12 protein-coding genes are annotated in these 12,110 nt (G+C 65.6%); 8 read left to right on the top strand and 4 right to left on the bottom strand.

The genetic code is table 11. The annotated features are described in order from the left end of the window. A partial coding sequence (locus tag M3C25_RS12340; RefSeq protein WP_259857011.1) for an aspartate aminotransferase type Ic occupies window positions 1–1,268 on the bottom strand: 1,268 nt, incomplete at its 3' end. Between the two features lie 52 nt (window positions 1,269–1,320). Between M3C25_RS12340 and M3C25_RS12345 the strand changes: the two genes are divergently transcribed. The 3 genes from M3C25_RS12345 (at window position 1,321) to M3C25_RS12355 (ending at window position 4,181) form a co-directional block, all read left to right on the top strand. After that, on the top strand, window positions 1,321–2,319 hold the full coding sequence (locus M3C25_RS12345; RefSeq protein WP_259857013.1) for an endonuclease/exonuclease/phosphatase family protein: 999 nt from the start codon (window positions 1,321–1,323) through the stop codon (window positions 2,317–2,319). Further along, on the top strand, window positions 2,316–3,113 hold the full coding sequence (locus M3C25_RS12350; protein ID WP_259857016.1) for a class I SAM-dependent methyltransferase: 798 nt from the start codon (window positions 2,316–2,318) through the stop codon (window positions 3,111–3,113). The genes M3C25_RS12345 and M3C25_RS12350 overlap by 4 nt, the downstream gene beginning before the upstream one ends. A gap of 84 nt (window positions 3,114–3,197) precedes the next feature. Next, window positions 3,198–4,181 carry a quinone oxidoreductase family protein gene (locus tag M3C25_RS12355; RefSeq protein ID WP_259857018.1) on the top strand — a complete coding sequence of 328 codons (984 nt, stop codon included), beginning with the start codon at window positions 3,198–3,200 and terminating at the stop codon, window positions 4,179–4,181. Between the two features lie 119 nt (window positions 4,182–4,300). Here the strand turns inward: M3C25_RS12355 and M3C25_RS12360 are convergent, their stop codons facing one another. Beyond that, on the bottom strand, window positions 4,301–4,738 hold the full coding sequence (locus M3C25_RS12360; RefSeq protein ID WP_170274083.1) for an Hsp20/alpha crystallin family protein: 438 nt from the start codon (window positions 4,736–4,738) through the stop codon (window positions 4,301–4,303). A 119-nt stretch (window positions 4,739–4,857) separates the two neighbouring features. Here M3C25_RS12360 and M3C25_RS12365 point away from each other — a divergent pair, with 119 nt between their 5' ends. The 3 genes from M3C25_RS12365 to M3C25_RS12375 all read left to right on the top strand — a co-directional run bounded on the left by M3C25_RS12365 (window position 4,858) and on the right by M3C25_RS12375 (window position 9,112). Then, window positions 4,858–5,790: an AEC family transporter gene (locus M3C25_RS12365; RefSeq protein WP_259857019.1), complete on the top strand. Its 933-nt coding sequence runs from the start codon at window positions 4,858–4,860 to the stop codon at window positions 5,788–5,790. A gap of 111 nt (window positions 5,791–5,901) precedes the next feature. Beyond that, the gene (locus M3C25_RS12370; RefSeq protein ID WP_259857021.1) at window positions 5,902–7,377 is read left to right on the top strand and encodes a polysaccharide deacetylase family protein; all 1,476 of its coding nucleotides are present in this window, start codon (window positions 5,902–5,904) and stop codon (window positions 7,375–7,377) included. Between the two features lie 1,219 nt (window positions 7,378–8,596). Further along, window positions 8,597–9,112: a ferritin gene (locus M3C25_RS12375; protein ID WP_102160048.1), complete on the top strand. Its 516-nt coding sequence runs from the start codon at window positions 8,597–8,599 to the stop codon at window positions 9,110–9,112. A gap of 110 nt (window positions 9,113–9,222) precedes the next feature. On the opposite strand, the gene M3C25_RS13130 is transcribed toward M3C25_RS12375, so the two are convergent. Then, the gene (locus M3C25_RS13130) at window positions 9,223–9,936 is read right to left on the bottom strand and encodes a septal ring lytic transglycosylase RlpA family protein (protein WP_311200548.1); all 714 of its coding nucleotides are present in this window, start codon (window positions 9,934–9,936) and stop codon (window positions 9,223–9,225) included. A gap of 303 nt (window positions 9,937–10,239) precedes the next feature. Further along, window positions 10,240–10,797 (bottom strand): hypothetical protein, encoded by a 558-nt coding sequence (locus M3C25_RS12385; protein WP_259857026.1) that lies wholly within the window; start codon window positions 10,795–10,797, stop codon window positions 10,240–10,242. A 120-nt stretch (window positions 10,798–10,917) separates the two neighbouring features. Here M3C25_RS12385 and M3C25_RS12390 point away from each other — a divergent pair, with 120 nt between their 5' ends. Then, entirely contained in the window at window positions 10,918–11,646 is a 729-nt protein-coding gene (locus M3C25_RS12390) for a glycerophosphodiester phosphodiesterase family protein (protein ID WP_165882960.1), read from the top strand. Between the two features lie 75 nt (window positions 11,647–11,721). Then, on the top strand, window positions 11,722–12,063 hold the full coding sequence (locus M3C25_RS12395; RefSeq protein ID WP_165882959.1) for an RNA polymerase-binding protein RbpA: 342 nt from the start codon (window positions 11,722–11,724) through the stop codon (window positions 12,061–12,063). The last annotated feature ends 47 nt before the right edge of the window (window positions 12,064–12,110 follow it).

The raw sequence follows: 12,110 nt of genomic DNA on the forward strand, positions 1-12,110 counted from the left end.
GCGAGCAGCTTCTCGCAGGCGGCCAGCCGCACGCACACGGCGAAGCCCTCGACGGCCGTCTCGACATCCTCGAGTGTCGGCATCGACGGAGCCACCCGGATGACGGCGTTGTCCGGATCGAGCTTGTACGGGTGCGTCGAACCAGCAGGGGTGAGCTTGACCCCGGCCTCGGCGGCGAGCTTGACGACCCGATCAGCGGTGCCGGGCATCACCGAGACGGTGACGAAGTACCCGCCGTTGGGATCCGTCCACGTCGCGATGTCATCGTCGCCGAGGCGCTGACCGAGGATCCGGGAGACCGCCTCGAACTTCGGGCGCAGGATCTCGGCATGCTTGACCATATGGTCGACGACCCCGTCAGCATCACCGAAGAAGCGCAGATGCCGCAGCTGATTCACCTTGTCCGGCCCGATCGACGCGGCCGCGAGATGCCCGGTGAACCAGGAGACGTCGGCATCCGAGGCGCCGAAGAACGCGACACCGGCACCGGCATGGGTGACCTTCGATGTCGAGGCGAAGATCCACACCCGGTCCGGGTTGCCGGCCTCAGCTGCCAGGGACAGGATGTCGATCACCTCGGCGTGCGGCTGGCGCAGGTGGTGGAGGGCATAGGCGTTGTCCCACAGCAGCTTGAAGTCCTCGGCTGCGGTCTTCATCGACACGAGCCGGCGTGCGCGCTCGTTGCTGATGGTGATGCCGGTCGGGTTCGAGTACATCGGCACCAGCCACATGCCCTTGATCGTCGGGTCGGTGGCCACCAGCTCTTCGACCTGCTCAAGGACCGGTCCCTCGTCGTCCATCTCCACGGAGACGAGCTCGAAGCCGAGCGCCTCCGCCAGATCGAAGTGACGGTCGTAACCGGGCACCGGGCACAGGATGCGGCGCGGCTGCTGGGCCCACGGGGTGGTGCCTGCTGAGGTGCCGAACAGGCAGGCGAAGCTCAGCGCCTGATGCATAAGGGTGAGCGAGGAGTTGCCCTGGGCGAGCAGCTGGGATGCTGGGACCTTGAGCAGCTGACCGAAGATCTCCCGCAGCTCGATGAGACCTTCCAGTCCGCCGTAGTTGCGCACATCGACGCCGCTGGGGGACAGGCAGTCATCAGCGGTGACGTTCGTGAGCATGTCCGCGGCCAGATCGAGCTGCTCGGCAGAGGGCTTCCCGCGCGTGATGTCGAGGGCGAGTCCGCGCCCGGCGAACGCCTCGTAGTCGGCGTGAGCCTGCTCCAGCGCAGCCTCAAGATCGGAACGGGACAGGTCAGTCAGGGACATGGGGGAGATCCTCTCACAGCGCGACGAGATCGGTGTCTCCTATACTACTGGCGTGCCACAATCCCCACGCGCCCAGTCACCGCTGATTCCCGTGCTGCTGGGCATCATCACAGCCGTCGTGCTCGGTGTGCTCATGTGGTTCCCCCAGCACCTCGTCCTCGGTGCTGTCACCGGCATCGCCCACCTGCAGTCATTCCGCGCACTGGCCACCGCCGCCCTCATCGTCTTCCTCGCGCTGCTGTCTCTGAGCTTCGTCGTCGGCCGCGGCGTGCGCTTCTGCGCCGGGTTCATCGCCACCTCGCTCATCTTCGTCGCTGTCAGCCTCGGCGTGCTCGGTCTGCGCGGCGGCACCTCGCAGGCCCAGCTGCCCGCTGTGCCCGGTGATCTGCGGGTCATCTCAGCGAACCTGTTCTTCGGCGCCGGCAGCCTTGATGATGTGCTCGGCCCTGACGCCAGGGGAGCAGGGGTCATCGCCCTGCAGGAGACCGACCGGCAGACCCTCGTCGAGGCTCTTGAGCAGCGTGGTATTGCCGGGGACTACCGCATTGCCCACCGGGCGGTCTTCGACGGTGAGGCCGGCACGGTGCTGGCCGTGCACAATTCCCTGGAACCTGAGGAACTTGCCGATCCCGAGGCGTCGCGCGCCTTCGTGGGCATGCGCACCAGGCTTGGGGACATGTATGCGGTGCATACGCACGCGCCGATCCAGCGCAGCCTGGTCCAGCGCGAATGGCAGCGCACCGTCTCTGCTGCCGCGGGCCTGTGTCAGCCCGGCAGCAGCGTCCTCGTGGCAGGCGACTTCAACGCCACTCTCGACCACGCCCCGTTCGCAGTGCCTGAGGGCTGTGCGGATGCAGCCCGCAGCCTGCGGACGGCCGGAGCCAGTACGTGGCCTGCCAGCTGGCCTGGCCTGCTCGGCGCGCAGATCGATCACCAGGTCTACGATCGGGCTGCCCTGCACCCGATCGGCGGGCAGATCCTGGAGATCTCCGGATCCGATCACCGCGGCATCGTCATCGACTACCACCTGCCGCCGGAGACGCAGCAGTGACCTCCCAGCCGGCCGAGAACGACTTGCGCTACGGAGCGGGCCCCAAGATCCCACAGCAGACCCGGACAGCCCACGGGCGCCGCTTCGGCACGACCGCCGAACTCTACGACGCCGTCCGGCCTGGATACCCGGCTGATGCCATCGACGCTGTGCTCGCCGAGGCGGCTGACCGGCAGTTCGATGTCTGCGACCTCGGGGCCGGCACCGGGCTGCTGAGCCGCGACCTGCTGCTCGATGACCGGGTCGCCGAACTCACTGCCGTCGATCCGGATGAACAGCTGCTCGCCCGCAATCCCGCCCAGGTGCGCGTCGGCACCGCCGAGGCGATCCTGCTGCCGGATGCCTCCGTCGACCTCGTCACCGCCGCCCAGGCCTGGCACTGGTTCGACCCGCAGGCCGCCGGTGCGGAGATCGCCCGGGTGCTGCGCCCCGGCGGCAGGCTGGCGATCCTGAACAACCAGCTCGACGTGCGCATCCCGTGGGTGCTGCGCCTGGCCCGGATCATGCACGCAGGCGACGTCTACCGGCCCGGCTGGCAGCCCCACCTCGGGCACGGGTTTACGACTGAACCCACCCAGGAGCACCTCTTCACCACACCGGTCACCATCGACACCGTCGTCAAGCTGGCAGCCACCCGGTCCTATTGGCTGCGCTCCAACGAGCGCACCCGCTCCCGGGTCGAAGCCAATATCCGCGACTATCTGGCCCATGAGGCCGGATTCGACACGGCCGGCACATTCGAGCTGCCCTATCTGTGCCTCGTGAGCATCTCACGCTTGCCGACCGCAGACTGAGACATCCCTGGTCGCAGGCGCGCCCACCCACGTCAGGGGAGTGGCGGCATGAGAGGATGGACGCAGAGTCAGGAAGGAGACGTCATGCGTGGAATCCAGCTCACTGAGCACGGCGGACCCGAGGTGCTGCAGTGCTCCGAACTGCCCGAACCGCAGGCAGATGGAAAGGTCCTCGTCGAGGTCAAGATGGCCGGCATCAATCGCCGCGACGCGCTCATCCGCGAAGGCGCAGGCCCGCAGTACCGTCCGCACCTGCCGCTCATCCTCGGCTCCGATGCCGCCGGCGTCCGCCGCGACACCGGCGAGGAGGTCATCGTCTTCCCCTCGCTCAACTGGGGTGACTCCGACGCCTGCGCCGGCCCGGACTTCAGTATCCTCGGCGGCCCGAGTGACGGCACCTATGCCGAGCTCATCGCCGTGCCGGAAGAGAACCTGTACCCCAAGCCCAAGCGGATGGCCTGGGCCGAAGCCGGTGCACTCGCACTCTCAGGCGTGACAGCCTACCGCGCCTTGTTCACCGTCGGGCAGCTTGAGAAGGGCCAGACCGTCGTCATCCTCGGCGCCGGTTCGGGGCTCTCGCTGCTGGCCCTGCAGCTGGCGGTCAAGGCCGGTGCGCGTGTGGCGGTGACCTCGTCGAATCACGACAAGGTCAACCTTGCCAAGGAACTCGGCGCCGTCGCCGGTGTCGACTACACCGTCGACGACTGGGAGCTGACGCTGCGCGATGAGATCGGCGAGGCCGACCTCGTCTTCGACTCCGTGGGCTCGACGTTGCAGGAATCGGTCATGATGCTCAAGCCCGGCGGCGCCGTCGTCGCCCTCGGCGGGACGGAGAACCAGGGCGTCGTCGAGGACTTCGACATCCGCACCCTGTACCTGGCCCACAAGCGCGTGCTCGGCACCGCCATGGGCTCCCCGCGGGACTTCGCCGGCCTGCTCGATATGGTCGAAGACGGTTCGATCGACCCGATCATCGACTCCGTCTACCCGCTCGACGAGGCGGCAGAGGCCCACTCGCAGCTCGATTCGAACCTGCGCTTCGGCAAGATCGTGCTGAGCACCGACTGAGCCGCAGCACAGCTCCGGCGTCCCCCAGCATTAGGAACTGAGACACGAAACGGGCCGCACACCTGAGCAGGTGTGCGGCCCGTTGGCGTGATGAGCTGGGCGCAGGAGCGCTCAGCCGATCAGGCCTGGGTCTCGTCGCCGGAGATGACGTCTCCGCGCTGGGTGTGGTTGACCGAGATCTTGCGCGGCTTGGCCTCTTCTGCGACCGGGATGGTCAGCAGCAGCACGCCGTCCTCGTAGGCGGCGGTGATCTGGTCGAGGGCGATGCGGTTGCCCAGCGTCAGCTGGCGGGCGAAGGTGCCCGTCGGGCGCTCACGGCTGAGCCACTGCACCTCGGAGCTCTCCGTCGAAGCGGTCCGCTCGGCGCGCACCGTCAGCGTGCGATCCTGCACGTCGACATCGATGCTCGACGGATCGACACCGGGCATGTCGATGCGGGCGACGAAGGCGTCGCCGTCGCGGTACAGGTCCATCGGCAGGGCGGTGCTGTTCGGGGTGCGGGTGATGTCGGAGAAGAAGCGGTCGAGATCGCGGATCGGATCGAACTTTGCAGCCATGGCAGGCTCCTTTCGGTCAGCTGGTCGCTTACGTTGAGTCTAACGCGCTCAAGTTTGGTTTCATTCCCGTCACTTGACCAGTTTCCTGGGAATCACCTCAGTCTCCGTAGAGTGGGCACATGGACTTCGTCAGTGTTGTCGGCGCCCTCATCCCGGTCGCCGGCCTCATCTTCTTCGGCTGGGTGCTGCGCCGGCTGCGGCTGCTGAGTGACCCTGATTTCTGGTCCGGTGCCGAGAAGCTCGCCTACTTCGTCCTACTGCCGGTGCTGCTCTTCCGCAACATCTCAGCTGTCGACATCTCCCACATCGACATCGGCCGCCTGGCCGCCGCCCTCGTCCTGCCGACGATCGGCATCACGATCATCCTCTTCGCACTCAACCGGGTGCTCGCCTCCGACCGGCCATCGTTCACCTCTGTGGTCCAAGGTGCGATCCGGTTCAACACCTATATCGGCCTGTCTCTGTCGGCGACTCTCTTCGGCCCGGAGGGCGCGGCACTGGCTGCCATCGTCGGCGCGGTGCTCGTCCCACTCGTCAACGTGCTCTCCTCGATCGCCTTCGAGCTCTTCCTCGTCGACAAGCGCTCCTGGCTGGCACTCGGCCGCTCGGTCATCCTCAACCCGCTCGTGCTCGGCTGTGCTGCCGGTGGGGCGTGGAATGTGCTGCCGGTGACCACGCCCGAGGCGGTGGCCGGGATGATCGATCCGCTCGCCGCTGCCGCGCTGCCGATCGGCCTGCTGTGCGTCGGTGCTGGCATCCGGCGGTTCTCGGTGCGCGAGCACGCCGTCGCCTTCGTCTCAGCGACCGTGCTCAAGCTGCTCATCGTCCCGGCGGTTACGGTCGTCTCGCTGCTGGCATTCGGCGTCAGGGGAGAGGCTGCTGTCGTCGGGCTCATCTTCCAGTCGATCGCCACAGCCTCCAGCGCCTATGTCATGGCTCGGCAGCTCGGCGGCAACGCCACTCTCATGGCCGCTCTCATTGCAGGTCAGACGGTCATCTCGATGCTGACCCTGCCGATCGTCTTGACGACCGGCGCACAGTTGCTGCTGTGAGAGCCTTTCGAACTCCTCACATTCACCGGATTCGGTGTGCATCTCCACAGGGGCACGGATTAAACTCTGATTCGTCCCCGCATCCCCGTCTGCACCCAGGATCGTCTCCTCATGTCGCGTCGTCCCCGCGCCGCTGTCGCTTCAGCGGCGATCGCAGCCCTGCTGCTCAGCGGCTGCGCCTCGAACGGCACCAGCCGCGAGGCAGCAGCACAGGTCACCGCACTCGCCGATGGCCGCACACCGTTCGCCGCTGCAGCCGAACCTGCCGATGTGCTCGGCCAGCGCCACGAATCCGACAGCCCGGACTATACTCTGCGCTTTCCCGAGGTTCGCGGTGCTGAGGCGTTCAATCGGAAGATCAGTGACTTCGTCAGCGAGCTGCGCCGCCAGCGGCTGCCCGAATCCGAGTCATCAGGCGCAGGCGGAAAGAAGCCTGTGCCGGGGGAGTACGAGCTTGACTGGCAGGTGACGCAGAACTGCCGCAGCCACGTCTCCTTCCTGCTCCATGACCGCAGCACTCTGCCCGGTGCCGGACCGGAGGCCTATTACACCAAGGTGCTCGACCGTGATGCCGGAACCGAGATTCCGGCAGCCGAGCTGTTCACCAAGGCAGGGCAGCGAGAACTCGCCACCCACGTGCTTGAGGCCTTGCAGCGCAAGGGCTACCGGACCAGCGCCCATGACGCCGCGCACCTGAGCAGTGTGCAGGTCGAAGCCATCACCACCGGCACTACCGTCGACGGACACGGGGGACTGGTGACCCACCTCGGCAGCGGCATCGTCAATGCCCGCGGTGACGATTCGGTGGCCGTGAGCTTCACCGGCGACCAGGTCCGCGACTGGCTGACAGCAGCCGGGCGGGAGTGGCTGAACGACTCGGCGCCTGGGCCGCAGCTCAAAGCAGGGCAGAAGATTCCCGAGCACGTCACCCGCGACCGCAACGATGTCGACTGCGCTGAGACCAAGTGCGTGGCCCTGACCTATGACGACGGTCCGGGCGAGGACACCCCACAGCTGCTTGACGCGCTGGCGGCCGAAAGCGTGCCGGCAACGTTCTTCGTCAAGGGCACCTCGATCGCGGGCAATGAGGCGACGCTCAAGCGGATCGCCGAGGAGGGCCATGAAATCGGCAGCCACACATGGAACCATCCGCAGCTGACGAAGATCTCGCGATCGGCAGCCGAGCGGGAGCATGCCCGCATCAACGGCGCGATCGAGAAGGTGACAGGGGAGAAGCCCACGGTCTTCCGCCCGCCTTACGGCGCCTTCGCCAAGGGTGTTCCCGACGGCGGGCTGCCGTCGATCATCTGGAGCCTGGACACCAATGACTGGCAGAACAAGAAGGCACCGGAGAAGACCGTCAAGGCCGCGACCACTGACGTGCGGCCAGGCGACATCATTCTCATGCACGACATCCACAAGCCCAGTGTCGAAGCCAGCCCGCAGATCATCGCCAAGCTCAAGGAACAGGGCTTCACGCTGGTGACCGTCAGCGAGCTCTTCGGCGGGGAACTCAAGCCAGGGCAGAGCTACTACAGCGATGAGCGCAAGGAGGGCAGCCGCCACATTCCGCGCTGGGCTGGGTGAGAGCCAATGACATTGCCTGGCGGCTGCGTGGAACCGGCAGGTCGGCTACCAGGTGAGTCTCAGCATTGGGTATCCTTGTTCCGAGACACGCAATGGCCCGCTCAACAACCCGTTTCAGGAGGTGTATCACGTGGCAGACATCATCATCTCCATGTGCATCGTCGGTGCAGTCATGTTCGCGCCGATGGTCGCAACGCTTTTCATGCCGGCCGGACGCGGTCGCACGACCGTGACCAGCCAGGACGACTGAGGAAAGCACTCGTCTGCCAGCCTCGCTGAGCGGAACGATGACGGATACGGTGCACTGCCACGAAGGCGGTGCACCGTTTCGCATTCAAGGGACACTCCAGCACCGGTGAGGGAGAGTGGCTGGCTCTGGCGCCGGGCAGATGTGTGCGGGAGCGTCTGAAACTGTAGTTTACATAATGTATATTATCGGCGTACGACGGTGATTGCGGGAACTAGGCGCGCAGCGGTGTCAATGTGCTCACGCTCGGCTGCCTCCACCTGTCTTCATGGTCGCACGGACTGCGCCTGCCGCAGCGTATGCGTATGGCCATCTGCCTGCCGTGTGCGTTCGGGTGTCTTTGACGCTCCGGTGTCTGCGGGTGCGCAGCGTTCGCACTCCATATAGACGTTGTCGTGACCCTCGTGTCGTGTCCTCGACTGCACTGGTGATGTTGCTCTAGTGACGTTCTGTCGGTGGCTGCCCTCTGGTCATGGATACGTCATGTGGCATTCCTGGCCCCTGCGAGGTCACGGCTGCACTGTCTCCCGCGCATCAGAACAGACGCCCAGGGCACATGCGGGTATGCGGAATTATTATGTCAACCTGCCTGTACGGCCCTCGTCTGCTCACGTTTGAGTCCCGCGTCAGCGGCCGTGCAGTGCTGACGACGATTCGTCGAGCTGCCCGCGTAGCTGCCCGCTGGGCATGCGTGAGGAGTTGCGGGCCATCCGAACAGAGGCGACCACCGCCTCGGGAACGACCCCTACTCCCCTGTACCACTCCAGCGCTTGTCTCTATTCTGGAATGTTTCCAGGTTAGGCGTTCTTTGCCTTACTGGAGCCGCTTGCAGGCCTGCTATAAGCTCGAAACTGCGCACATGCCCGCAGGATGAATCGCTGAGAACGCGATTGTCGCCTCACCCGGACCGAAGGCGAATCTCCTGCACCTCACTACTGGTCCGATCACCCACACGATCGAAAAGGAGCAGTTATGGAACTCACCCAGAACATGGCCGCCGCAGTCAGCGACCAGGTCACCATGGAACTCGAAGCCTCTATCGTCTACCTGCAGCTGTCCATCGAACTCGAAGACCAGGATCTCACCGGCATGAGCTCGTGGATGCGGGCACAGGCCGAGGAGGAGCAGGTGCACGCCGCGAAGTTCATCCAGCACGCGCTCGACCGCGGCACCTCGCCGCAGATCGGCACCATCACCGCTCCGAGCTTCGCCGGCAAGTCCCCCGTCGAACTCTTCCAGGCCGCTCTCGATCACGAGCGCAAGGTCTCCGAGTCGATCCGCAACCTGTACCGGACCGCTCATAAGGAAGATGACATCGACATCATCCCGCTGCTCAACTGGTTCATCGACGAGCAGGTCGAAGAAGAGGCCACCGTTGGTGAGATCGTCGGCCAGCTCGAACGCGTCGGCGAAGACGGAAACGGCATCCTGCGCATGGACGCCAAGCTCGGCGCCCGCACTCCGGACGTCGTCGCTGCCGAAGGCTGATACGTCGCCAGCACTGCTGACCGGCAGCCTGCGCTGAGGTCACGCCGATGCGAAAGCGCCCCCTGTCCACGCGGACAGGGGGCGCTTTCTGCGTCACAGGCACCGAGGGGTCAGAGGACTTCCCAGTCGACGGTGATGACACCGGATCCGATGCCGCCGACGGCCTTCATCGCACCTTCGCTGAGGTCCAGGCAGCGGCTGCCGACGAACGGCCCGCGATCATTGATGCGCACGACGACGGACTTGCCGTTGGCCTTGTTGGTCACCTTCACCTTGCTGTTGAAGGGCAGCTTCTTGTGCGCGGCGGTGATGCCCATCGGATCATAGGACTCACCACTGGCTGTCGTGTGGCCGGTGTTGTAGTACGACGCCTTGCAGGTGCCGCCCTGGCCGGAGGCTTCGGTGTTCTGCTTCGGCTCGCTCTTATCGCGCTTCGGGCTGGAGTCCTTCTTGGAATCCGAGGACTTGTCCTCGTTCTCTGTGGATGCGCCGGTCGCGGCTTCAGCGGCGGCTGGCGTCGGGATCTCCGGGATGACCGGTGGCGGCGGAGGCGGCGTGGGCTTTGGTGATGCGGCGATCTCCTGGGAACCCGACTTCTCCTTCGACCGGCTGACGGCATCGTCCCAGTCCTTGAGCAGCTTCTCTGCGTGCGCATTGTCGGTTGATACGGCCTGTGCTGAGGCGGGGCCGGTGCGCGGCTGCTCTTTGCTGCTGAAGACAACGCGCTCAGGGGTGCCGCTGTCGGCTGGGGCGAGCATGAGGCCGGAGACGGCCAGGCTCGCCACTGCTGCAGTCGGGACAGCTAAGGCCGCCCAATTCGGCATGCGCTTGGTCGATCTGAGAATGCTTGCCGCTGATGCCGGCTCCTCATCGATGTCACTGTGGCGGCCGTGCCGCCGTGGTCCGAATGCCCGGAAGAAGTCAGCGATCGATGCTGAGAGCTTTGTCCTCGGCGCAGAGTGCTTGCCCACAATCAGGCCCTTCTCACTTATGTGGCTGTGACAACACTCACAGCTTATGTAACGGTACGGTAAAGCGCCACCCATCTGGCGCATTCTGAGGAAACACTGATGAAGGTCCTGCATCCGGTGATGGATGCAGGACCTTCAAGCAGGGCAGCCTGTCACTCAGGGTTGGCGGTAGTCGGTGTCAGCAGCAGTGCGGTCTGCGGCAGCCGGCGGCGTGACGGTGGTGTCGACCGTTCCCTCAGCAGGCTCCGCGACCGTGTCCACGGTGGTGTCGGCATCGTTGCGGCGGACGAACTCCCGGGCCTTATCGGCACCAGTGCTCACACCGCGCTGGACGGTGGTGAAGGTCTGATCCATGCGGCCGGAGAACTGCTCCTGGGCACCGGAGAGGAGCTTCGTGAGCTTCTCTTCGGTCCAGTCGACGGCCTTATCGGACTTCGACAGGGTGGTCTTCGCCTGTTCCCGGCCCTTGTCGACAGCCCAGCGCGCCCGGTCCTGGTAGGCGCGGGATCGGCCGCGCGGGTTGTCCTTCAGCAGGCGAGCTTCGTCGCGCAGCTGGCTCGTGCCCTCACGCGCGGTGCGCCCGAGCACATCGGCGAAGCTGCGGCCGTAGGCGAATGTCCGGCCGGCGAGCTTGCGCATCCGGTCGGTCGTCGACGTGTCGGTGGAGTCGTGGACAGCAGTCGGTTCGATGGGTTCGTTCTCACTGCGTTTCATAATCATCCGTCCTCGTAGATTGCGCGCTGAAGCCAGTATGACAGCACTGGCTGAGACTTCGATTCAGGCATCACCGATATTCGCGACATGTCGCAGCCGGCCTGCAATAGGCTGGCTGGTATGACTGCTGCGCGCCCGGACATCATCGCCCATCGCGGAGGCCTGTGGCCCGGAACAGAAGAGAACACCATGGCAGCCTTCGAACAGGCCGTCGCCCACGGTGTCACGCTGCTCGAGACCGATGTGCACCTGTCAGCAGACGGAGTGCTCTTCGCCGCCCACGATGATGATCTTGAGCGAATCGCCGGGCGTCCCGAGCAGCTCGCCGAGCTTCCAGCTGCAGAACTGGAGGCGATCGAACTCACCGCCGGCGGGACACTCCCCCGGCTGACTGACCTGCTGGAGGCATTCCCCACCGCCCACTTCAACATCGACGTCAAAGCCGACCGCTCGGCAGCCGCGGTGATCCGGCTGCTGCGCGGCCGCAGGGACACCGCACGCCTGCGCTTGGCCGCCTTCTCCACCCGCCGCCTGAACGTCCTGCGGCAGGCGCTGCCGGGCGTCGCCACCTCGCTGGGCACCACCGAGGTGGTGCGGCTGCGTCTCCTCGGCGCCGGTGGCTGGCGTCTCGACCCCTCAGTCGACGCTGTGCAGGTCCCGCCGAGCCGGTACGGATTCCCGGTCATCACCGCAGGCTTCATCCGCGCTGCCCACAGTCTCGGACTCCGCGTCGATGCGTGGACGATCAACGAGCCCGCGGAGATGCGCCGTCTGGCGCGCCTCGGGGTCGACGGGCTCGTCACCGATGATCCGCTGACGGCCCAGGCGGTGCTGGCCGAGGCGGTTTAGGCGGGAATGAAACGAGTCGCTAGACTGTTCTGGTTGCCAAGAGCTTGAAAACCATCATCGGAAGGTGTGCAACAGATGAGTGAACGCAGTCTGCGCGGTACCCAGCTGGGCTCCCGAAGCCTCGAATCGGAAGTTGGTGTCGAACCTGCCCCGCGCCAGATGGTCGAGTACGTCTGCGAAGACGGCCATAAGTTCACCGTCCCCTTCTCCGTCGAAGCCGAAGTTCCGGCCACCTGGGATTCGGGAACGCATGGCATCGGCACGCGCGTCGGAGGCGAAGAGCCCGACGAGGAGCCGGAGAAGCCGGTGCGCACCCACTGGGACATGCTGCTGGAGCGCCGCTCCTTCGACGAGCTGCAGGTGCTCCTCGATGAGCGTCTGGCCATTCGCCGTGGGGAGATCCCGCCACAGGTCTGATGACCTGACGCGGCAGATATGCCGCGGCCATTGAACGCAGAGAGGGG

The sequence above is a fragment of the Brevibacterium luteolum genome, assembly GCF_025147615.1.
Lineage (GTDB): Bacteria > Actinomycetota > Actinomycetes > Actinomycetales > Brevibacteriaceae > Brevibacterium > Brevibacterium luteolum.

Excerpts from the sequence above, each read along its gene's own strand:
- M3C25_RS12370 (WP_259857021.1), top strand. The coding sequence starts at position 5,902 with ATGTCGCGTCGTCCCCGCGCCGCTGTCGCTTCAGCGGCGATCGCAGCC.
- M3C25_RS12360 (WP_170274083.1), bottom strand. The coding sequence starts at position 4,738 with ATGGCTGCAAAGTTCGATCCGATCCGCGATCTCGACCGCTTCTTCTCC.
- M3C25_RS13130 (WP_311200548.1), bottom strand. The coding sequence starts at position 9,936 with ATGCCGAATTGGGCGGCCTTAGCTGTCCCGACTGCAGCAGTGGCGAGC.
- M3C25_RS12385 (WP_259857026.1), bottom strand. The coding sequence starts at position 10,797 with ATGAAACGCAGTGAGAACGAACCCATCGAACCGACTGCTGTCCACGAC.
- M3C25_RS12355 (WP_259857018.1), top strand. The coding sequence starts at position 3,198 with ATGCGTGGAATCCAGCTCACTGAGCACGGCGGACCCGAGGTGCTGCAG.
- M3C25_RS12375 (WP_102160048.1), top strand. The coding sequence starts at position 8,597 with ATGGAACTCACCCAGAACATGGCCGCCGCAGTCAGCGACCAGGTCACC.
- M3C25_RS12390 (WP_165882960.1), top strand. The coding sequence starts at position 10,918 with ATGACTGCTGCGCGCCCGGACATCATCGCCCATCGCGGAGGCCTGTGG.
- M3C25_RS12365 (WP_259857019.1), top strand. The coding sequence starts at position 4,858 with ATGGACTTCGTCAGTGTTGTCGGCGCCCTCATCCCGGTCGCCGGCCTC.
- M3C25_RS12395 (WP_165882959.1), top strand. The coding sequence starts at position 11,722 with ATGAGTGAACGCAGTCTGCGCGGTACCCAGCTGGGCTCCCGAAGCCTC.